Annotated in this window: 26 protein-coding genes; 18 read left to right on the top strand and 8 right to left on the bottom strand. The window is 72.3% G+C overall.

All coding sequences use genetic code 11. From position 1 onward, the window contains the following. Positions 1–495: 495 nt before the first annotated feature. From IW245_RS21685 to IW245_RS21675, 3 genes are read left to right on the top strand one after another with little or no spacing between them, the layout of a single operon-like run. Positions 496–1,206 carry an ABC transporter permease gene (locus IW245_RS21685; protein ID WP_197005003.1) on the top strand — a complete coding sequence of 237 codons (711 nt, stop codon included), beginning with the start codon at positions 496–498 and terminating at the stop codon, positions 1,204–1,206. Further along, positions 1,199–1,996, top strand: coding sequence for an ABC transporter permease (locus IW245_RS21680; protein ID WP_197005002.1), 798 nt, complete (start codon positions 1,199–1,201; stop codon positions 1,994–1,996). Before IW245_RS21685 ends, IW245_RS21680 begins: the two co-directional genes overlap by 8 nt. Next, on the top strand, positions 1,993–2,940 hold the full coding sequence (locus IW245_RS21675; protein WP_231398889.1) for an ABC transporter ATP-binding protein: 948 nt from the start codon (positions 1,993–1,995) through the stop codon (positions 2,938–2,940). The genes IW245_RS21680 and IW245_RS21675 overlap by 4 nt, the downstream gene beginning before the upstream one ends. An 87-nt stretch (positions 2,941–3,027) precedes the next feature. Here the strand turns inward: IW245_RS21675 and bfr are convergent, their stop codons facing one another. Both bfr and IW245_RS40880 read right to left on the bottom strand, forming a co-directional pair. Then, positions 3,028–3,507, bottom strand: coding sequence for a bacterioferritin (gene bfr, locus IW245_RS21670; protein WP_197005001.1), 480 nt, complete (start codon positions 3,505–3,507; stop codon positions 3,028–3,030). Between the two features lie 52 nt (positions 3,508–3,559). Continuing rightward, entirely contained in the window at positions 3,560–3,745 is a 186-nt protein-coding gene (locus tag IW245_RS40880; protein ID WP_197005000.1) for a (2Fe-2S)-binding protein, read from the bottom strand. Positions 3,746–3,940: 195 nt separating this feature from the next. On the opposite strand from IW245_RS40880, the gene IW245_RS21660 reads away from it, so the two are divergent. Further along, positions 3,941–4,426, top strand: coding sequence for a hypothetical protein (locus IW245_RS21660; RefSeq protein ID WP_197004999.1), 486 nt, complete (start codon positions 3,941–3,943; stop codon positions 4,424–4,426). Positions 4,427–4,478: 52 nt separating this feature from the next. Here IW245_RS21660 and pknB read toward each other — a convergent pair whose 3' ends face one another. Continuing rightward, entirely contained in the window at positions 4,479–6,317 is a 1,839-nt protein-coding gene (gene pknB, locus IW245_RS21655; protein ID WP_197004998.1) for a Stk1 family PASTA domain-containing Ser/Thr kinase, read from the bottom strand. Between the two features lie 55 nt (positions 6,318–6,372). Continuing rightward, positions 6,373–6,885: a hypothetical protein gene (locus tag IW245_RS21650; RefSeq protein ID WP_197004997.1), complete on the bottom strand. Its 513-nt coding sequence runs from the start codon at positions 6,883–6,885 to the stop codon at positions 6,373–6,375. A gap of 64 nt (positions 6,886–6,949) precedes the next feature. On the opposite strand from IW245_RS21650, the gene IW245_RS21645 reads away from it, so the two are divergent. The 11 genes from IW245_RS21645 to IW245_RS21595 all read left to right on the top strand — a co-directional run bounded on the left by IW245_RS21645 (position 6,950) and on the right by IW245_RS21595 (position 12,960). Further along, positions 6,950–7,291 (top strand): Rv2175c family DNA-binding protein, encoded by a 342-nt coding sequence (locus tag IW245_RS21645; protein WP_197004996.1) that lies wholly within the window; start codon positions 6,950–6,952, stop codon positions 7,289–7,291. Then, positions 7,288–7,599, top strand: a complete 312-nt coding sequence (locus tag IW245_RS21640; protein WP_197004995.1) for a lycopene cyclase domain-containing protein — start codon at positions 7,288–7,290, stop codon at positions 7,597–7,599. Before IW245_RS21645 ends, IW245_RS21640 begins: the two co-directional genes overlap by 4 nt. Further along, entirely contained in the window at positions 7,596–7,892 is a 297-nt protein-coding gene (locus tag IW245_RS21635; RefSeq protein ID WP_197004994.1) for a lycopene cyclase domain-containing protein, read from the top strand. The genes IW245_RS21640 and IW245_RS21635 overlap by 4 nt, the downstream gene beginning before the upstream one ends. Next, positions 7,882–8,388: a guanyl-specific ribonuclease gene (locus IW245_RS21630; RefSeq protein WP_197004993.1), complete on the top strand. Its 507-nt coding sequence runs from the start codon at positions 7,882–7,884 to the stop codon at positions 8,386–8,388. Before IW245_RS21635 ends, IW245_RS21630 begins: the two co-directional genes overlap by 11 nt. A gap of 49 nt (positions 8,389–8,437) precedes the next feature. After that, positions 8,438–8,989: an HdeD family acid-resistance protein gene (locus tag IW245_RS21625; RefSeq protein ID WP_197004992.1), complete on the top strand. Its 552-nt coding sequence runs from the start codon at positions 8,438–8,440 to the stop codon at positions 8,987–8,989. Between the two features lie 5 nt (positions 8,990–8,994). Then, positions 8,995–9,258, top strand: a complete 264-nt coding sequence (locus tag IW245_RS21620; RefSeq protein ID WP_197004991.1) for a helix-turn-helix transcriptional regulator — start codon at positions 8,995–8,997, stop codon at positions 9,256–9,258. Positions 9,259–9,378: 120 nt separating this feature from the next. Further along, complete coding sequence (locus tag IW245_RS21615; protein ID WP_197004990.1) at positions 9,379–10,440, top strand: polyprenyl synthetase family protein; 1,062 nt, start codon at positions 9,379–9,381, stop codon at positions 10,438–10,440. An 81-nt stretch (positions 10,441–10,521) separates the two neighbouring features. Further along, positions 10,522–10,713 (top strand): hypothetical protein, encoded by a 192-nt coding sequence (locus tag IW245_RS21610; RefSeq protein ID WP_197004989.1) that lies wholly within the window; start codon positions 10,522–10,524, stop codon positions 10,711–10,713. Positions 10,714–10,758: 45 nt separating this feature from the next. Next, positions 10,759–11,682 (top strand): methylenetetrahydrofolate reductase [NAD(P)H], encoded by a 924-nt coding sequence (gene metF, locus IW245_RS21605; RefSeq protein WP_197004988.1) that lies wholly within the window; start codon positions 10,759–10,761, stop codon positions 11,680–11,682. Beyond that, a complete protein-coding gene (locus IW245_RS21600; RefSeq protein ID WP_197004987.1) occupies positions 11,672–12,292 on the top strand; it encodes an SIMPL domain-containing protein in 621 nt (206 codons plus the stop codon). The genes metF and IW245_RS21600 overlap by 11 nt, the downstream gene beginning before the upstream one ends. After that, positions 12,274–12,960 carry a CDP-alcohol phosphatidyltransferase family protein gene (locus tag IW245_RS21595; protein ID WP_197004986.1) on the top strand — a complete coding sequence of 229 codons (687 nt, stop codon included), beginning with the start codon at positions 12,274–12,276 and terminating at the stop codon, positions 12,958–12,960. The genes IW245_RS21600 and IW245_RS21595 overlap by 19 nt, the downstream gene beginning before the upstream one ends. Before the next feature lie 163 nt (positions 12,961–13,123). Here IW245_RS21595 and IW245_RS21590 read toward each other — a convergent pair whose 3' ends face one another. From IW245_RS21590 to IW245_RS21580, 3 genes are read right to left on the bottom strand one after another with little or no spacing between them, the layout of a single operon-like run. Then, positions 13,124–13,690 (bottom strand): GNAT family N-acetyltransferase, encoded by a 567-nt coding sequence (locus IW245_RS21590; protein ID WP_197004985.1) that lies wholly within the window; start codon positions 13,688–13,690, stop codon positions 13,124–13,126. 19 nt (positions 13,691–13,709) lie between these two features. Further along, on the bottom strand, positions 13,710–14,786 hold the full coding sequence (locus IW245_RS21585) for an alpha/beta hydrolase (RefSeq protein ID WP_197004984.1): 1,077 nt from the start codon (positions 14,784–14,786) through the stop codon (positions 13,710–13,712). Continuing rightward, complete coding sequence (locus IW245_RS21580; RefSeq protein WP_197004983.1) at positions 14,783–15,898, bottom strand: alpha/beta hydrolase; 1,116 nt, start codon at positions 15,896–15,898, stop codon at positions 14,783–14,785. Before IW245_RS21580 ends, IW245_RS21585 begins: the two co-directional genes overlap by 4 nt. Positions 15,899–16,175: 277 nt before the next feature. Here IW245_RS21580 and IW245_RS21575 point away from each other — a divergent pair, with 277 nt between their 5' ends. Further along, entirely contained in the window at positions 16,176–16,655 is a 480-nt protein-coding gene (locus tag IW245_RS21575; protein WP_197004982.1) for an SAV_6107 family HEPN domain-containing protein, read from the top strand. A gap of 297 nt (positions 16,656–16,952) precedes the next feature. Beyond that, positions 16,953–18,116: a pyridoxal phosphate-dependent aminotransferase gene (locus IW245_RS21570; protein ID WP_197004981.1), complete on the top strand. Its 1,164-nt coding sequence runs from the start codon at positions 16,953–16,955 to the stop codon at positions 18,114–18,116. On the opposite strand, the gene IW245_RS21565 is transcribed toward IW245_RS21570, so the two are convergent. Next, complete coding sequence (locus IW245_RS21565; protein WP_197004980.1) at positions 18,091–19,197, bottom strand: DUF2332 family protein; 1,107 nt, start codon at positions 19,195–19,197, stop codon at positions 18,091–18,093. The genes IW245_RS21570 and IW245_RS21565 overlap by 26 nt on opposite strands. A 99-nt stretch (positions 19,198–19,296) precedes the next feature. On the opposite strand from IW245_RS21565, the gene IW245_RS21560 reads away from it, so the two are divergent. Then, positions 19,297–20,214 (top strand): hypothetical protein, encoded by a 918-nt coding sequence (locus IW245_RS21560; protein WP_197004979.1) that lies wholly within the window; start codon positions 19,297–19,299, stop codon positions 20,212–20,214. Positions 20,215–20,216 lie beyond the last annotated feature (2 nt).

The raw sequence follows: 20,216 nt of genomic DNA, 5'->3' as shown, positions 1-20,216 counted from the left end.
GCACGGCCCTGAGCTGCGGGCGGAGCCACGGGTGCCACGGCATCGACCGGTGGGGCGGCCGCAACCGGTGGCGCGACGGAGACGGGTGCGGAAGCCGGGACAGGCGGAGAAACCGGTGCCGGGACGGGTGCGGGAGTCGGGGCCGGGACGGGCACGGAAGCCGGAGCCGGCGGCGCGGAGACGGGTGCGATTCGCACCGCTTCCACCGGACCGGGCGAAACTTCGTCTTCCACCCGGACCGGTTCGGGCAGCGAGGGACGGGTGGCGAACCAGCCACCGGCCACACTCGCGTCACTCATGCCGCACGCACCCTGCGAAAATTAGCCTGACGGGGAGACACCGCGCGGCGTAGGCTCGGCCGCTTGTGTGTCGATAGGAGGGTAAAGCGTGACCGCACCCGCCGCCAGTATTCCGGCCGGTTCGTTACGAGCCTTTCTGGCCCTCGCAGGGGCAGGTTATAGACGATTTTCTACCTATACGCAGGCCACGTTCGCCATGGCGTTCACCAACTCGGTCTTCGGGTTCCTCAAGTGTTACGTGTTCCTCACAGTCGCGGCCGGGGTCGGGGGGACCGTGCTGGGCTACGACCGGTCGCAGCTCGCGACGTACATGTGGGTCTCGCAGGGCATCATCGGCGTCATCAACGTGTGGGGCCAGCCGGACCTGGTGCAGCAGATACGGACCGGCAACGTGGTCTCCGACCTGGTCCGGCCGGTGGACCTGATGCTGGGCGCGGCGGCCACGGAGTCCGGACGATTCCTTTACTCGATGCTGATCCGGTTCGCGTTCCCGATCGCGGTCGGCGCGACGTTCTTCACCCTGTACCTGCCGCGTCATCCGTGGACCTACGCGTTGTTCGCGGTGGCGCTGGTGCTGTCGACGGCACTGTGCTTCTGCCTGCGGTACCTCATCGCGCTCGTGTGTTTCTGGCTCCTGGACATCCGGGGCGTGTGGACGGCCTGGGTGCTGATGTCGGGGCTGTTCGGCGGGCTGCAGTTCCCCGTCGAACTCTGGCCGGACGGCGTGGCGGCGTTCCTGCACCTCACGCCGTTCCCGCTGCTGTTCCAGGGGCCGCTGGACGTGATCGTGGAGAAGCGGTCCTGGGAGGTGCTCGGGATGCAGGCCGGCTGGCTGGTGGTGCTGTTCGGGGTGTGCAGGCTGGTGCAGGCCCGGGCGCTGCGCAGGCTGGTGGTGCAGGGTGGCTGACAACCCCTATCTGCGGGTACTGGCGGCCACGGTGCGCGGCCAGGCCCAGTACCGCGCCTCCTTCGCCCTCGACCTGGTCACCGCCACGATCCTGGCGGCCGTGGACATCGGGGCGATCTTCATGCTGTTCCGGGTCACCCGGTCCCTCGGCGGCTTCGCCTGGACGGAGGTCATCCTGATCACGGCCCTGTCCGTGGTCGCGTTCAGCCTGGCCGACGGCCTCGTCGGCGAGATCGAACGCCTCAAGGTGTACGTCCGCACCGGCCTCCTCGACACCGTCCTGCTCCGCCCGATGTCCGCCCTGCTCCAGCTCCTGGTGCTCGACTTCGCCAGCCGCCGCCTCGGCCGGATCGTCCAGGCCCTGGTCTTCTACGGGGTCGCGCTGACCGTGGCCCCGGTGGTCTGGACCCCGGGCGCTGTGGTGCTGGCCGTCGTCGCGCCGATCGCCGGGGCCGTCTTCTTCGGGTCGGTGTTCGTCGTCTTCGCGGCGCTGGCCTTCTGGTGGGTGGACTCCGGCGACGTGGGCAGCGCGTTCACGTACGGTGGCAGGGACTTCACCAACTACCCGACCAGCATGTTCGGCGGCTGGTTCCGGGGCGTGTTCGCCTACGGGCTGGGCTTCGCCACAGTCGCGTACCTGCCGGCGCTCGCGCTGCTGGGCCGCTCGGACCCGCTCGGCGTACCGGACCCGCTGCGGTGGGCCTCGCCCGCCGTCGCGCTGCTCGCCTTCCTGCTCGCCCGGACGGTCTGGCGGGCCGGGCTCCGTCACTACGGGAGTACCGGATCATGATCATTGAGACCCGAGGACTGCGGAAGGACTTCACGGTTCGCAAGAAGGTCGGCCGGTTCCGCCGTGAGGCGGTCACCGTGCCCGCCGTTGACGGCGTCGACCTGGCCATCGACCGGGGCGAACTGCTCGGCTACATCGGCCCGAACGGGGCCGGCAAGTCCACCACCCTGAAGATCCTCACCGGCATCATGACCCCCTCGGCCGGCCAGGTCAGCGTCTGCGGCCTGAACCCGGTCCCGCAGCGCACCACCCTGGCCCGGCGGATCGGCTCGGTGTTCGGCCAGCGGTCCCAGCTGTGGTGGGACCTGCCGCTGCGCGACTCCTTCGACCTGCTCCGCCACGTGTACCGCGTGCCACCGGCCGAACACGCCGCCCGGCTGAAGAACTGCCGGGTGCTGCTCGACCTCGACGAGTTCCTCGACACCCCGGTCCGCCAGCTGTCCCTCGGCCAGCGGATGCGCGGGGAGATCACCGCGGCCCTGCTGCACGGCCCCGAGGTGCTGTTCCTCGACGAGCCGACCATCGGGCTGGACGTGATGAGCAAGCAGGCCGTCCGCGGCTTCCTGGCGGAGCTGGGCGCGACCGGCGACACCACGATCGTGCTCACCACCCACGACCTGGCCGACATCGAGAAACTCTGCGAACGCCTCGTCGTGATCGACCACGGCCGGGTGGTGCACGACGGATCCCTGGAGGCGCTGCACGCCCGGTACGACTCCCGGCGCGGCATCGTCGCCGATCTGGAGTCGCCCTGGCCGGCGGGGTTGGAGATCCCGGGGGCGCGGGTGGTGGAGGTCGACGGGGCCCGGGTCCGGCTCGAGGTGGACGGGGCGACGGTCGGCGAGGTGGTGGGCCGGCTGGCGGCGGTGGTGGCGTTGCGCGACCTGTCGGTGGTGGAGCCGGAGATCGAGGACGTGATCGCCCGGCTGTACGGCGGCTCCTGAGCCCGGCGCTGCTGGCCGGCCCCGCGCGGTACCCGGAAACGCGTCGTGGGCGACGACCAACCGGTCGTCGCCCACGCACGGACCCGGTTACGCCTCCGGGTGCTCGGTCACGTTCTGCAGATACAGCGGCAGCCCCAGCGACTCGATCAGCGCGAGCTGGGTCTCCAGGTAGTCGATGTGGTGCTCCTCGTCGGCGAGGATCGCCTCGAACAGGGTCGCGGACGTGACGTCACCGACCTTGCGCATGTACTCGATGCCCTTGCGGAGCCGGGTGATGGCCTCCTGCTCGACGAGCATGTCGCACTGGAACATCTCCGGGACGCTCTCGCCGATCCGCAGCGGGAACAGCCGCTGGTAGTTCGGCAGCCCGTCGAGGAACAGGATCCGGTCCGTGATCTTGTCGGCGTGCTTCATCTCGTCGATGGACTCGTGCCGGGTGAACGCGGCCAGCTTGGTGTAGCCCCAGTTCTCCTGCATCTTCGAGTGGAGGAAGTACTGGTTGATGGCCGTCAGTTCGGCGGTGAGCTGCTCGTTGAGGAACTCGATGACTGTGGGATCTCCCTGCATGATCAGCAGGATAAGGCCCCCGGTGTCCGACTCCGTCGCTAAGGGTAGGCAATTACGCGCTAAGGGTAGCCAAAGCTGGCTGTTCCTCGCTGATCAGGTCCGCGATCCGGTCGAGGCAGGAGCCGCAGCCGGTACCCGCGCCGCACGCGTCCCCGACGCTCTCCTCGCAGCGGGCACCGAAGCGGATCGCGTCGCGGACCTCGCACTCGCGCACCCGCGCGCAGATGCAGACGAACACGGAATCACCCCTTCGCTTAGCCTGGCCTAAGCAAGGATGCCCTAAGGGTGGAGTCTCGTCAAGGGTTCGCGCAGGTCAGAGGGCATCATCCGTTCGGCTGGCCGCATTCGTCCCTCGATGTATTACCGCGTCCTGTTCAGATGTTTACCCTTCGCCCCATTCGGCCTTTACCCGCCCGGCCCTACGGTCGGGCGCATGCGGATACATAGAGCACTGACGATTGTCGCCGTCGCGGTCGCCGCCACCGTCGGGTTCGCCAGCCCGGCCTTCGCCGCCACCAAACTCACCCAGGCCCAGGCCGCCAGCCAGCTGTCGGCCGCCGGCATCACGCACTCCTCCAGCGGGGGCTGCACCGACCGCAACAACTCCACCTGCACCTCGTACGAGCAGATCAACCAGTCCACCGTCAGCGGGATCATCACGTTCAAGCGGATCAGCGGCTGCGCCATCAACATCACCGGCGGCACCGAGACCGGCCACTCCTCCGGCACCTACAGCCACTGGAACGGCTACAAGGTCGACGTCAGCAAGACGACCTGCGTGACCAACTACATCAAGGGGCACTACTCGCACGTCGGCGTGATCCCCGGCTGGGGCGACCAGTGGAAGGCGCCGTCGGGGAACCTGTACACCGACGAGGGCACCCACTGGGACATCCTCTACTACACCTGCGGCTGCTGACCGCCGAGCATCAAAGCCCGGGAAGGCCGCCCTCCTCGGTGGCCCTCCCGGGTCAGTAGAGCCAGAGTGAGACCGTCGACCCCTTCATCACCTGCTGATTGGCACCCGGCGACTGGGTGTAGACCGTGTTGCGCCCACCCGGCCAGTTGAACGCCTTGACCGCGACCAACCCCACCGACTCCAGCGTCTTCTTCGCCTCGTCGAACGTCATCCCGCCCACGTCGGGCACCGCCACCACCGGCGGCCCGGCGCTCACGCTCAGGGTCACCGTCGCGTTGGCCTCCACGCCCGTGCCGCTGACCGGGTCCTGGCCGACCACCTTGTCCTTGGCCACCTGGTCGTTGTTCACGACAGTGGTCCGCACGACCAGCCCGAGCTTCTCCAGCTCGCGCTTGGCGTCCTCGACCTTCTTGCCCACCACGCTGGGCACCGTGATCGGCGGCGGACCCTTGCTGACCACGACACCGACGGACGCGCCGGCGGGCAGCACGGCGCCGGCCGGCGGATCGACGGCCGTGACCTTCCCGGCCGCGACCGTGGCGCTGTACCCCTGGCTCCGGGTCACCTTGAACGTCTGCCCCGCCAGCGCCTTCATCGCCTCGTCGGCGTCCATGCCGATGATGTCGGCCGGGACGGTGTGACGCTCGGGCCCCTTGGAGACCGTGACCACGATCGTGCCGCCCCGCAGGATCGACTCCGTGGCCTTCGGCCGCTGGGCGACGACGGTGCCGACCGGCGCGGTCTCGCTGAAGCCCTCCACGGCCTTCAGGGAGAACCCGGCCTTCGCCGCCCGGGCCTGCGCGTCGGCCTGCACCAGGTTGATCAGCGCCGGGGTCTCGGTGTAACGGCCGGCGCCGAACCACCAGCCGCCCAGAGCCACAAGCAGCCCGATCACGACCACGGCCGCGATGACCGCGAACGGTGGCCGGCGCGCCACCCGCCGGGCCATCGGGATCAGCGCCGTGAAGGCCGTATTCGCCAGCGGGGGCGCGGTCGGCGGCGGGACCGGGTGGTGCCGGGCGACCGCCGGGCGCGGGGCCCCGAGGTCCTCGCGGGCCGCGCTGAGCTCGGCGAGCAGCGCCCCGGCGTCGGTGGGCCGCGCGCCGGGGTCGCGGCGGGTGGCCCGGGCGACGAGCTCGTCGAGGCCGGCGGAGATCTCCGGCACGGTCCGCGACGGGGCCGGCACGTCGCGCTCCACGTGCTGCCAGGCGACGTCGACGGCCTGCGCGCCCTCGTAGGGGACGTGGCCGGTGAGGAGTTCGTAGAGCATGATGCCGGCGGAGTATACGTCGGCGCGCGGGTCCGCGTACCCCTCGGAGACCAGCTCCGGGGCCACGTAGGCGACGGTGGCGAGCAGTTGGCCGCTCGCGGTGTTCTCCTCGCCGCTGGCCTCGACGGCGCGGGCGAGCCCGAAGTCGGCGACCTTGACCTGGCCGTCGTCGGACAACAGCACGTTCTCCGGCTTGACGTCACGGTGCACCAGCCCGGCGCGGTGCGCGGCGGCCAGGGCGGCGAGCACCGAGGCCATGATGCCCAGCGCCTCGTCGGCCGCCAGCCGGACCCTGTCGTTGAGCACGTCGCGCAGGGTGCGGCCCTTCACGTACTCCATCACCAGGTAGGGCAGGCCGTCGTGGCTGCCCTCGTCGTACACCGCGACGATGTTGGGGTGGGTGAGCCGGGCGATCATCTTCGCCTCGCGCTCGAACCGGTCGGTGAACTGTCGCTTGCCCGCGTGCGTCGGATGGATGATCTTGATTGCGATCGTGCGCTCGAGGCGTTCGTCGACCGCGTGGTACACGGTCGCCATGCCGCCCCGGGCGACCCGGCCGCGAATGCGGTACCGCTCGTCCAGCAGTGCCCCGATCAGGGGGTCGGCGACAGTCGTGTCCACGCACGCGAGTGTACGGGCCGGGCGCACGCCCGTCGGCTCACCCGGCCCGTCGACTTCACGGGTGCGCGCTGCCGGTGGGCGTGGGGGACGCCGTGGCGGTGGGCGTCGGGCTCGCGCTGGGGCTCGCCGAGGGGCTGTGGGCGGGGGACGGGGTGGGGCTGCCCTCCGGCGTCGGGGTCGGCGCCGCGGACGTCCGGGCCGGCGTCGGCACCGGCTCCTCGGGCCGCACGACGGTCGTCGCCCGCGCCGCCGGGGTACGGGTGACCAGGTGCCGCGGGCTCGTCGTGACCCGAGGTGCCGCCCCGGCCGGGCCGCCGAGCGCCGAGTCGGTCTGGATCTCGGCGCCGTCCCGCCGGCCGGCCGCCGAGGTGCCGGCGGAGTCGTCCCGGACGGCGTGCGCGACGCCCAGCACCGTGAGGTACGACGCGGCGGCCACCGTCAGGACCAGCAACGACAGGCCCAGCAGCACAATGCCTCGATGCGTGGGGTGCTCCGGCTGCGCGCCCCGGCGAAACAGGTCGTAGCGGACGGAGCGCAGTACTCCGCGGATTTCCCGACGGAGGTTCATGGCGAATATCCCTTCCAGTGGCCAACCCGAGAGGCGGAGTTGGGGGAGGCCCTAGTCTTGTGGGGTGACTACGGAAATTTCGCCAGCCGAGTGGCTGACCCTGCCGGACGTGTCCGAGCGGCTCGACCTGCCGATCCTCAAGGTGCGGCAGTTGCTGCGGGAGGGGCAGATCCTCGCGGTGCGCCGCGACGGGGTGCTGCGGGTGCCGAGCGAGCTGCTCGCGACCCCGCTCGCGATCAAGCACCTCCCGGGTGTTTTGAACCTCTTGCGTGATGCTGGGTACAACGACGAAGAAGCACTCAGGTGGCTCTATACCCCTGACGAGTACCTGGAGGGCACGCCGGCCGCCGCGCTCAGCCACCGGTCCACCGAGGTCAAGCGCCGGGCACAGGCCGCAGGCTTTTGAGGCATCTGTCCTACCTGCTGGTGCTCGCCGGCTGCCTGACCGCGGCGATCTGGCTCGAGCCGGTGCTGCGGACCGGGGTGCTCCGGCGCTGGCGGCGACTCGCGCTCACGGTCCTGCCGGTCGCGGCCGTCTTCGTCTGCTGGGACGCCGCGGCCGTCGCCGCCGGGCACTGGCACTACGACCCGGGCCAGCTGCTCGGCGTCACCCTGCCGGGCCGGCTGCCGCTGGAGGAGATCCTGTTCTTCCTGGTCGTGCCGCTGTGCGCGGTCCTCGGCTACGAGGCGGTCAGGAAAGTGCTGGCCAGATGACCTACACGGCCGCCGTCGGCACCGGGCTGCTGTGCGCGGTCCTGCTCGACCTGGGGGTACTGCGGACCAGGCTGCTGCTGGGGCGCGTCTTCTGGGCGACGTACCCGATCATCGTGTTCTTCCAGCTCCTGTCCAACGGGATTCTCACCGGTCGGGGCATCGTCCAATATGATCCCGGTGCGATCACCGGCTGGCGGATCGCGCACGCCCCGGTCGAGGACCTGGGGTTCGGTTTCGCCCTCGTGCTGACGACGCTGTCGGTGTGGATCTGGCTGGAGAAGCGTGAACACTAAGCAGAAGGGCCTGCTCGCCTCGGCGGCGGTCCTGGTGGTGGCGGTCCTCGCCGTCCTCCTGATCGGCAGGTTGGCATCGGGCCCCACGGCGCCCGCCAAGGACAACGCGCAGGTCACCGCCACTGTCCCCGACGGCACGACCGCACCGGTGACCGGAAAGTCGCCGAGCACGAAGCCCCGGCCCAGCCCGACCACCGCGCCCCCCACGCCCCGCTCGGGGCTGAAGACGATCAAGGTCGCCGACCTGCCGGCCGAGGGGCGCAAGACGCTCACCCTGATCGACCAGGGCGGGCCGTTCCCGTACAAGCAGGACGGCGTGATCTTCGAGAACCGCGACCAGCGGCTGCCGCAGAAGGCTGGCGGCTACTACCACGAGTACACCGTGGTGACGCCCGGCGAGAGCGACCGCGGCGCGCGCCGGCTGATCACGGGCGACGACGGCGACCTGTACTACACGGCCGACCATTATGACACTTTCCAGCAGGTTCTGCGCTGATTTCGGGAATCGCCGGACACGTGCCCGGCGACCGTTTGATCATCGGTACATGCTGGAACTCCTCGCAAGGAACTGGTGGCTCGTCGTCCTGCGCGGCGTGCTCGCCGTCGTCTTCGGCATCATGGCCGTCGCCTGGCCGGGCGTGACCGTCCTCGCCCTCGTGCTGGTCTGGGGCGTCTACGCCCTCATCGACGGGGTCACGGCCGGCTGGCTGGGCGTCACCGGCCGAGGCGAGCACCGCTGGCTGCTCGTCCTGATGGGCGTCGCCGGGATCGTCGCCGGGATCGGCACCTTCGCCTGGCCGGGCGTCACCGCGCTCGTGCTGCTGGTGTTCGTCGCGGTCTGGTCCATCATCATCGGCCTGCTCTACCTGTACGCCGCCTGGCAGATCCGCAAGGAGGTGACCGGCGAGTGGCTGCTGTACGTCTCCGGGGCCCTCTTCGTCCTCCTCGGCATCGTGCTGCTGGTCCGCCCCGGACAAGGTCTGGTCGCGCTCGCCGTCACCCTGGGGATCTGGTCGATCGTCTGGGGCGTGTCCCTGGTCCTCTACGGCTTCCGGCTGCGCGGCCTGGCGGGGACGTCGCACCCCTCCCGTATATAGAACGCATGTACGAAACCGTGGGGGAGTTCCTGCACCGCCGACGCCGGGCCCGGGGCTGGAGCCAGCACCGGCTCGCCCGCGAGCTCAACACGCTGACCGGCCGGCCCACCCTGACCCGGCACGAGGTCTCGCGGTGGGAACGGTCCCGCCGGCTGCCCGGACCCTTCTGGCGGGGCGGGCTGGCCGCACTGCTCGGGGTGCCGGAGGACGAGCTGCGCTCGGCGTCGGCCGCGGCTCGGCGCCGGCGGGCCCGCACCGGACCCGGATGACCTGATGGTCCGGATTCCGCCGGGTCGACGGACCCATCCGACACGCGGCGTAACGTGACCTCCACGGCATGATCGCACCCGAACACTCCGGGCACCCCCGGATCGACTAGCGTCTGGGCCGTGAACCACGATCATGCGCCCTTACAGCGCCGGGTGACCGCCGCGTTGGAGTCGTTCCTGACCGCCCAGCGCGAGCGACTCTCCGCGATCGACTCCGCCCTGCTGCCGGTCGCCGACGCGCTGACGGAGTTCGTGCTCGGCGGGGGCAAGCGGATGCGCCCGGCCTTCGCGTACTGGGGCTTTGTCGGCGCGGGCGGCCAGGACACCGACGCGGTGGTCGCGTGCCTGTCGAGCCTGGAGCTCGTGCAGGCCAGCGCGTTGATCCACGACGACGTGATGGATGCCTCCGACACCCGGCGCGGCCTGCCGGCGATCCACCGCCGGTTCGCCGACCGGCACGCCGCCGAGGGCTGGGCCGGCGACTCCGAGGCGTTCGGCCGGGCCGCGGCGATCCTGCTCGGCGACCTGTGCCTGGCCTGGTCGGACGAGCTGTTCGACGGCGCGGGGGTCGACACCGTCGCCGTGGCGCGGGCCCGGCCGGTGTTCGACGAGATGCGCACCGAGGTGATGGCCGGCCAGTACCTGGACGTGCTCGCCGTGGCCACCCGGGACACCAGCGTCGAGCGGGCCAGCAAGATCGCGGTGTACAAGTCCGCTAAATACACCATCGAACGCCCGATCCTGATGGGCGGCGCCCTGGCCGGGGCCGACGACGCCCTGCTCAAGTGCTACTCCGCCTACGGCCTGCCGCTCGGCGAAGCGTTCCAGCTCCGCGACGACGAGCTGGGCGTGTTCGGCGACCCGGCCGTCACGGGCAAGCCGGCGGGGGACGACCTGCGCGAGGGCAAGCGGACGTACCTGGTCGCCGCGGCCATGGCCGCCGGCAGCCCGGCCCAGCGCGAGGTGGTGTCGACCCTGCTCGGCGACCCGGACCTCGACGACCGGGGCGTGGCGGCGCTGCGCGAGGTGATCGTGTCCACCGGGGCGCTGGCGACCGTGGAGGCCCGGATCTCCGAGCTGACCGCCGCCGCGCACGACGCCCTCGACGGGGCGCCGGTCGAGCCGGGGGCGCACGCTGTGCTGACCGACCTGATCACGGCGGCGACCCGCCGCGCCGGCTGACCCGCCCCCGCCCCGGAAAAGTGTGGGCCAGGCCTCACTGCGGCCCCTCCCACCCGCCCCGCCCCCCGATCTGATCGACCCATGCCAGATCCCGAGAACGCGCCCACGGCCGAACTCCTCCGCCGCCTCGCCGCGCACCTGATCCGACAGCACGAACCGGCCATGCCCACCTGCCAACCCCGCAGGTGCCGGGCGTGCGGGGAGTCCTGGCCGTGTCTCGGCCGCCGGTTGGGGGAGCGCGGCTGGGCGGCGAGCGCCGACCGTCCCGAATGATGGTGGTTCTTCTGCTCCCCGGGCGCCCACCAGTACTCTCAGACCGTGGCAGTCAACAACGCGTCCTTCCGTCCGGCTCGACCGGCGTCGATCGGTGACCTGATCCGGCACCCCGACCCGACGTTCTCCTTCGAGTTCTTCCCGCCGAGGAACGCCGAGGGCGAGCAGGTCCTGTGGCAGACGATCCGCGAGTTGGAGCAGCTGCGCCCGTCGTTCGTCTCGGTGACCTACGGCGCCGGCGGCACGACCCGCGACCTGACCGTGGAGGTGACCGAGCGGCTCGCCACGGAGACCACGATGCTGCCGATGGCGCACCTGACGGCCGTCGACCACTCGGTGCGCGAGCTGCGGCACGTCGTCGGCCGGCTGGCCAGCGCCGGCGTCCGCAACATCCTCGCGGTCCGCGGCGACCCGAAGTCCGGCGTCAACGGCGAGTGGATCAAGCACCCCGAGGGCGTGCTGTACGCGGAGGACCTGGTCCGCCTCGTCAAGGAGTCCGGGGACTTCAGCGTGGGGGTGGCGGCGTTCCCGTACAAGCACCCGCGCTCGCGCGACGTCGAGGAGGACACCAAGTTCTTCGTCCGCAAGATGAAGGCCGGCGCGGACTTCGCCATCACCCAGATGTTCTTCGACGCCGACGACTACCTGCGGCTGCGCGACCGGGTGGCCGCCGCCGGCTGCGAGGCGCCGATCGTGCCGTGCATCATGCCGGTCGTCGCGATGGGCACGATCGCCCGCTCGGCCGAGCTGTCCGGCGCGCCGTTCCCGCCGGCGCTGGCCGCGGAGTTCGAGAAGGTGGCCGCGGATCCGGCCGCCGTCCGTAGACTCGGGATCGACCAGGCCGGCGAGCTGTGCCAGAAGCTGCTGCGCGAGGGCGCGCCGGGGATCCACTTCATCACCTTCAACCGGTCCACCGCGACCCGCGAGGTGTGGCAGAACATCACGGGGGTTCGTGCGCATGCGGCATGACGGCGTCACGGTCACCGGGGTCGGCCGGGTTCCGGTCACCCCCGACGTGTTGGTGGCCAACCTGGGGGCCGAGGTGACCGCGCCGTCGGTGCAGTCCGCCCTCGACCGGTGCTCGGCCGCGCTGGTCAGCATCAACGACGTGCTCAAGCGCGCGGGGGTGTCCGACCGCGACCGGCAGACGGCCGGCGCCCGGGTGTTCCAGGCCTTCGGCCCGAACGGCACGCCGCAGGGCTGGACGGCCAGCCAGCAGTTGACGGCCCGTCTGCGCGACCTCGGCACCGCAGGCGACATCGTGGGCGCGGCGATCGGCGCGGCCGGTGACGCCGCCCGGCTGCACGACCTGAGCTTCGCCGTGGACAACCCGGCCGAGGCGCAGACACGCGCCCGTGACCTGGCCTTTGAGGACGCGAAAACCAAGGCCCGGCGTTACGCTGAGCTGGCCGAGCGGCGACTCGGCGTGGTCGAGGCGGTATCCGAGGGTGGCCAGAGCGGGTCGCCCGGCCCCGGTCACGCCATGCGCGCCATGGCCTTCGGGGGCGGACCGTCCGTGGAGGCCGGTGAACTGGAGATCTCGGCGGCCGTCGAGGTGCGATGGGGGTTGTTGAGCTGACGACGCTGGGCTGGGACGGCTACGCGGCGCGCTGGGCGTCGCTGCACGGGGTGGATCCGCGGACGACCCCGCAGCCCTTCCGTGGCTGGCTCCGGTTGTCCTACGGCCTGGCCCGCCCGTTCGCCCGGCTCGGCGCGACCCCTGGCATTCTGCTCGCCGCGAGCCTTGCCCTGAGCGTCGTCGTACCCGTCTTCGCGGTCTTCGGCGGTTGGTGGACGCTGGGCGGGGCCGTCGCCGTCCTGCTCGCGGTCGTCGCCGACGCGGTCAGCCGCGCCGTCGCCGTGCTCACCGAGCAGATCACCCGCCTCGGCTACGTGTACGCGGCCCTGGTCGAGCGGCTGTCCGAGGCGGCCTGGCTGGGCGCGTTGTGGCTGCTCGGTGCGCCGGGGCCTGTGATCGTCGCGTGCGGGGCGGCGACCTGGTTCCAGGAGTACCTGCGGACCCGGACGGCGGAGACCGGGGCCGTGCTGGTCGACGGCTCGGTGCTCGGGGAGCGCAGCCCGAGGGTCGCCGTGGCGGTGCTCGGGTTCGTCCTGTGTGGCCTGGCCGGGGCGGCCTCCGACACCCTCGCCCGGGGCGCTGCGGCGTTCGTCGCCGCCGTCTGGCTGCTGGTCGCGGTGCTGGGCCTGACGCACGTGTTCACGGCGGTCCGCCGAGCTATCGGCTGAAAAAGCCACAACCTTCGACGGATACGGCGACACCTGCCCCGGTCTCCAGCGGCGGGTCCCGGTCCCGGCCCGGGTCCAGTCGGTCCCGCACCGGCCGGGTCTGATCGGTCCCCGTCCCATACCGGCCCGAGGCCGTTCAGGCCCCGTCCCGCACCGGCCCGGTTCAGCTCCGGCGCTTGCCCGGTGCCGGCGGGTCGAGCGGCAGTGACCGGCCGAGCACCGCGAACGGGCGTTCGTCGCCGGGGAAGTGGAAGTGCCGCAGGACGTCGAGGAACCCCAGCCGCCGGTACAGCCGCCAGGCCCGGGACGCCTCCCGCGGCACCTCCGGCGTGGACAGCAGCACCGTACTGCGCGGCACCCCGGTGAGCAGCGCCGTGAGCTGACCCTGCCCGGTGCCGTGCCCCTGGGCCTCCGGGGAGACGTGCAGCTCCACCAGCTCGAAGCAGTCGTCCATCCAGCTGTGGTAGACGGGCCGGGGCAGCGCCGCGCGCACCTGCTCGTGCCACCACTGGCCGGGGCTGGACGTGTAGCCGTAGCCGAAGCCGAGCAGGGTGCCGTCGTCGGCGAGGGTGGCCACGGCGCGGAAGCCGGGCCGCGCGGCGTGGCTGGCGACGAAGCTGCGCCGGGAGAAGATCAGGTCCCTCGGGTACGCCATCGCCGCCCCGTACACGGCCAGGACGTCGTCGAGGCGGCGCAGGAGGTCGTCGGGTCCCCAGTGGATGAGTGGCATAGGTACGTATCTTGGCGTATTAAGACAAGCTCTGTGGCGCGGCAAGCCGGGCGGAGAGCCAGTCGAGTGCCGAGGGGATGAGGACCATCCACGCGGCGAGGGTGTGTCCGCCGGTCGGAATGAAGGCCGTCGTGAACCGGATCGGGGCCCGCACCTGCGGCGCGAACTCCTTGATCCCGGCCATCGCGACCTTGTCGTCGTTGGCGGCCCCGTACCAGATGTCCACGTCGGGGACCGGCAGGTTCTGGACCCGCCACAGCGGGGCGTTCTCCTGGCGGGCCTTCTCGTTGCCCTTGAACAGGTCCTGCGTGCCGCCCTCGCCGCCGGGCAGCGGCTTGAAGTAGCCCGACAGGCTGGCGGCGGCGGCGTACGTCCCGGGGTGCCGCAGGACGTGGTTCACCGCGCAGTACCCGCCGGTGGAGAAGCCGATGACGCCCCAGGCGGCGCGGTCCCCGCGTACCCGGAAACGGCTCTTCACGGCCTGCGGCACGTCCTCGGTCAGGTAGGTCTCGAACTGCGGCCCGCCCTCGGCGTTCACGCACTCGCTGTCCCACTTGGGGTCGGGGTGGATCGTCGGATAGATGACGATCGTCGGGGCCATCCGGTGCGCGGCGATCTCGGCGTCGAGCATCCGCTGCGCCCCGGTCCCGGACACCCAGGTGTTCGGCGTGCCGGGGAAGCCGGCGTACGCCGTGATCACCGGGTACCGGACGGTGTCGGACTGGTCGTAGCCCGGCGGCAGGTAGGCGATCACGGGCAGCGCGATGCCGGACTTGCCCAGGGCCGGCGTGAACTGCTCCATCCGGCTCTGTCCGGGCGCGGCGGTCGGCACCGTTCCGCCGTCGTCGTCCCCGATCGGCACGGCGGCGGCGTTGCGGTCGCCGAACACGTGCCCCCAGGTGGGCGCGAGGAACATGATCCGGTTGACGGCGACGCCGACCACGGAGAACGCTGTCAGCGCGCACAGCGTCAGCAGCACCGGACGGATCAGCCAGCGCCCCCAGCGGACCCTGGGCCAGGCCCAGGCGACGAACACCGTCGTGGCGACGGCGACCCCGATGGTGAGGAACTGCAGGTCGAGGCTCGTGGGCGTCATCGTCCGGCCCCCGGGGCGTTCGGCCGGGTCGGCGCGTGGGCCGGCGGGGTCGTGGCCGCCGGCGTCGACGGGGCCAGCGGCGGCGCGGAGGGCGGCAGGGTGGCCGACGTGCTGACCTGGCCGGCGGTCTGCGCCGGGTCGAGCGCGGCCGGGAGCTGCGCGGCGGCCCAACGCAACGCCGCCGTCAACGGATCGGCGGGCTTCGGCACGAGACGATCGGTCGTTCCCCGGGTACCGGGCGTGGGCCGCGCGCTCGCGGTAGGGGACGCGGACGGGGACACAACCGGCACCGGCGACGGCACCGGCAGCCCGGAGGGCACCGCGACGCCCGGGGCGAGGAACACGGCCACCGGGCTGCTGAGCGCCGTGAGCGCCTTGGCCGGCGCGGTGAGCTCCGCGGGGACCGGCGGGGTGACGGCGGCCGCCGACCGGTAGCGCTCCGGGTGCCGGCGGGCCAGGTCCAACGCCGCGACGCCGTACTTGCCGATCCCGACCGCCGACCACCGGTCCGGGGTGGTCCGCAGGTCGCGGCCCAGCTCCTGCGGCAGGTCGGTGCCGAGCAGTTTGAGGGAACCGGCGTCGTTGTTGTGCGGGTGCACGAACACCACGATCGCCGGGTCGCCGGCCCGGCCGGCGGCACGGGCGTCCGCCCAGCCGGGGGTCCCGGGCGGCGCGAACGCCACGATCACGGGGAACCGGCTGTTGGGCTGCAGGAAATACTGTGCCGGCAGGCTGATCGACGGGTGCTCGGTGACCGGCCAGTGCCCGCCGCCGGCCGGCTGCCAGGGGAACGCCAGCCCGGACTTCGCGCCCTGCTGGGACCGGGCTCGCAGCCACTCGTCGAGGCCGCCGCTCGTGACGCTCTCGGCGACGGGCTCCTTGGCCTTCGGCGGGTCGATCAGCGTCTCCAGGGACGGGTAGAGCTGTTCCGACCGGTTCACCACGAGACCGACGCATATCACGATCATGATCTGGGACAACAGCAGCGATCCGCTCCGCAGCACCAGCCGCGCCCGGCGGGGCCAACGCCGCCACAGTGTGACCGTGCCGGCGACCACGAGGATCGCGAGGGCGAACCCACCGACGAGGGTCGATGTGGCGGTCAGGGACATGCCCCCACTGTAAAGACCGGTTTTCCGGTACGACGAGCGGAGTGATCTGTCCGACACCTCCACATGCCGCCCCGGATCCATCGGCGGACCTGCGCACTCTGGCGGGTGCGGCGGGCCGGGCGCCGGGGTGATGCTGGATCTGTCGGCAAGGGCGGGTTGTCCGGAAACAGGAGGATGACGAATGGGTGTTGCGTCCACTGTGCGGAGAGCGCTACTCTACGTCTATTCGAACAGAGGTTCGAAAATGGCTCGGCTCCGACCGGCTGGAGGATTTCGCATGCTGACGATCCCGGCACACGCCTTCCCGCAGCGCACCCCGCTGGAGCTGTTCGCGCTGGCCCGTCGGGGGCTGGCCGAGGCTGCCGCCGCCACCACCGACGAGGAGCGCTACGCCACGGCCCACCTCGCCGCCCTGCGCGCGGCGGCCGCCGTCGTCGCGGCCAGGGCCCGCCCGGCCCCCGGCGGCCGGGGCCGTCCGACCAGCGTCTGGGGTCTGCTCACCCTGGTCGCTCCCGAGCTGTCCGACTGGGCGGCCCAGTTCGCGGCCGGGGCGCGCCGCCGGGCCATCGCCGAGGCCGGCGTGCCCGGCGCGGTCACCCACCAGGAGTCCGAGCGGCTGATGGTCGAGGCCGAGCGCTTCGTGGCCATCGTCGCCGACGCGCTCGCCCTGACCCACCGGTCCACCGTCGCGCCGCAGCAGCGGTCCGCGGCGACCGGGCCGCTGCGTTCCGCGGTCGCCCTGCCCAGGGCGGCCTGACCGTCCCCGCTCGGGGCCGTGCCGGGAGGGCGGCGGCCACGGGCGGGGCGCGGCGCCCGCAGCCGGCAATCCCCCCGTCGGCGGCGGTGCGCATCCAGGTTCCGCGATCCGGCACCCCCCTGCCGGGTCGCGGAACGTATTCCGGGGCACCCGCCAAGCCCGACGGTTCTCGGCTCGACGGGGCGGATCCGGACACCGCCGGCGGGCATCGAACTCAGGCGCGTCGCCGCGACGCGGCCCCGCCGGACCCGGTCGGTGTGCTCGCCATGGCCGTCCGCGACGCCATAGGCTTCCACCATGACTGACCCTCTGGTCGAGCGCATGCGCCCGTTCGGCACCACGATCTTCGCCGAGATGTCCGCGTTGGCGGCCCGGACCGGCGCCGTCAACCTGGGCCAGGGCTTCCCCGACACGGACGGCCCTGCCGAGATGCTGGAGGCCGCGCGGGCGGCGATCCTCGGCGGACACAACCAGTACCCGCCGGGGCCGGGGATCCCGGCGCTGCGGAGTGCGATCGCCGATCACCAGCGCCGGTTCTGGGGACTGGAGTACGACCCCGACGGGGAGGTGCTGGTCACGGCGGGGGCGACCGAGGCGATCGCCGCGACGATCCTGGGGCTGTGCGAGGCCGGCGACGAGGTGATCTGCTTCGAGCCGTACTACGACTCCTACGCCGCCTCGGTCGCGCTCGCCGCCGCCGTCCGCCGGCCGGTCACGCTGCGCCCGGACGCCGACGGCGGGTACGCGTTCGACCCGGAGGAGCTGCGGGCCGCCTTCACGCCGCGTACCCGTCTGGTGTTGTTGAACTCCCCGCACAACCCGACGGGGAAGGTCTTCACCCGAGCCGAGTTGGCGCTGATCGCGCAGCTGTGCGTCGAGCACGACGTCGTCGCCGTCTGCGACGAGGTCTACGAGCACCTGGTGTTCGACGGCGAACACCTGCCCCTCGCGGGCTTCCCGGGGATGCGGGACCGCACGCTGCAGATCTCCTCGGCCGGAAAGACGTTCTCCTGCACCGGCTGGAAGGTCGGCTGGGTGTGCGGCCCCGCCCGGCTGGTCTCGGCGGCGCTGCGGGTCAAGCAGTTCCTCACGTTCGTCAACGCCGGCCCGTTCCAGCCGGCCGTCGCCGTGGCCCTCGCCCTGCCGGACGCCTACTTCCACGGTTTCCGCGAGGAGCTGCGCGCCAAGCGTGACACGCTCTCCGACGGGCTCCGCAAGGCCGGGTTCGACGTCCGGCGGGCCGAGGGCACGTACTTCGTGACGGCCGACATCACCGGGCTAGGCGGCGTCGACGGGGTGGAGTTCTGCCGGGCGCTGCCGGAGCGCAGCGGCGTGGTGGCAGTGCCGACCCAGGTGTTCTACGACGACGTCGACGCCGGCCGCAGGCTGGTCCGGTTCGCGTTCTGCAAGCGGCCGGAGGTGCTCGCCGAGGCGGTCAGCCGGCTGACCGGGGGCGCATGACGGTCGGCCGCCAGTCGAGCCACCGGACCCACGGGTCGACCTCGGCGAGGGCCACGACCTCGCTGACCTCTCCGGCGGTGTAGGTCACCGAGGTCAGCACCGAGCAGTGTTCGGTACTGAAGGGGTTGGGCTCGTCGCTGACCAGTGCCAGCGCGTTCTCCGGCTGCTCCTTGGAGATCCACACCAGGTCGCGCCCCGCGGCGGCCAGCAGGCCGGGGAACTCGGCCCGCCGGTCCAGGCAGCACAGCACGCTGGAGCCGTACACGACGGGCAGGACGTCGGCGGGCACGTCGGCCAGCGCCTTGGGCAGCTCGTCGAGGAAGTCGCCGACCCGCCAGTCGACCGGGTGGGTATCGAGCCCGGCGAGGCCGGCGGTGAGCCGGGCGAGCTCGGCGGTCCGCTCGGGGTAGACACCGGACAGCAGCCAGCGCACCGCGTCGGGATCGTCGTGCAGGACGGGGTCGCGTTCCAGGCCGATCCGCAGCGCGACGTCCAGGTCGGTGTCGAGGTGGTCGGGGACGGGTCCGCGCAGCTCGCACTCCAGGGTGACCGCTCCCGCGCCGGCCACCACCTCGGAGCCGGCCCCGCGATAGCTGTACCGGTACAGGTCGGGCAGCAGGGCCAGGCCCGCCGCCGCGCCGAGTTCCAGCAGGGCCACCGGTCGGCCACCGGCGGCGGCAGCGGCCCGGCCCAGCGCCGGCCGGGTGATCGCCGCGATCCCCGGGTCGTTGGTGCGCGACGCCGGCCGGGCGGCGCACAGCTCGGCGAGCAGGCCCCCGTGCGTCGCGACCAGGTCCGCGAACGCCTCGACCATGCCCGGGCCGGGCTCGCGGTGCCCGCCGAGGGTGGGGTAGTAGTCGGCCAGCGGGTGCCGCACGGTGCGCAGCACGCACTGCACGGCGGCGAACAGCAGGGGCGGGTGGCCGGGCAGGGTCTCGCCGAGCGCGGCCACCGGCGCGCCGAGCCCCGGGTCGGCGGCGACGGCCCGGGCGAGGGCGGCGAGTCGGGGGGAGCCGGCCATCGTGAACCGGCCGTCGGCGGCACGTGTGAACGCTGCTGCGAGCGTGGGGGTTTCAGTCACCGGGGAATAGTAGGTCGATCGCGGACAAACGTCCGGGCCTAATTTTCACCGTCTGGGCCGATAGCGGTAACACCCTGAGTTCGCCTAACTTTGATACACGTGAGCTACCCCGAACAATCCAACCCCCAACGGTGGTACGGCGAGGAGCGCGACTCCCGCTACTCCGAGCCGCCGTACGCCGACCAGCGCCCCGCCGGTGACTACAGGCCACCGGAGCCCCGCACGGCCGACCAGCAGCACCCGGCCGAGCCGGCCTGGGCCACGCCCCGCCCGGAGCAGTACCGGTCCGGCGAGCAGCAGGCCTGGACCCCGCCGGCCGAGGGCACCCCGCCGGTCTGGGACACCCCGCAGCCCCGCGCGGCTGAGTCCCGGATCCCGGAGCAGCAGGCGGCCTGGACCCCCGAGCAGCGTGCCGGCGAGCAGGCGTGGACTCCTGAGCAGCGCCCGGCCGAGCCGGCGTGGACCGAGCGGCCCGCCGCCGAGGCCCCCACCGGCGGCCAGCGGCACCAGGCCGAGCGGGTGCCGCTGCTCAAGGGCCAGCCCCGCCCCGAGCAGCCGACCAGCGGCGGCTTCCCGACGGAGCAGCCGGCGTACGACCCGCCGACCACCCGGGTCCCGACCGTCGTCCCCGACCCGGCCCGCCCCGGACCCGGCCACCCGACCGAGCAGGTCCAGCTCCGCCGGTCCGAGCCCTCGGCCGACGGCGACGGGGTGTACCGCTCCCGCCGCCCCGTGATCGCGATCGGCCTCGCCGCCGTGGTCGGCGTGCTGGAGCTCGTCACCCTCGGCCTGCTCGGCTCGTCACTGATGGCCAAGCCGATCCCCGCGTCCGGCGTCGTCGCCGGTGTCCTGCTCCTGCTGGGTCTGCCCGTTTTCGCCGCCGGGATGTACGGCATGGTGACCGGCGCCGGCCGCGCCTCCGAGCGGCACGGGGCCAGGATCCTGCTCCGCCCGCCGCTGTCGTACCTGGTGATCGGCCTGGTGCTGCTGGTCGGCGCGGCCCTGGCGGCCGGGTGACA

The sequence above is a fragment of the Longispora fulva genome (genome assembly GCF_015751905.1).
Classification (GTDB): Bacteria; Actinomycetota; Actinomycetes; order Mycobacteriales; family Micromonosporaceae; genus Longispora; species Longispora fulva.
This window is presented reverse-complemented; position numbering and strand designations above follow the sequence as displayed.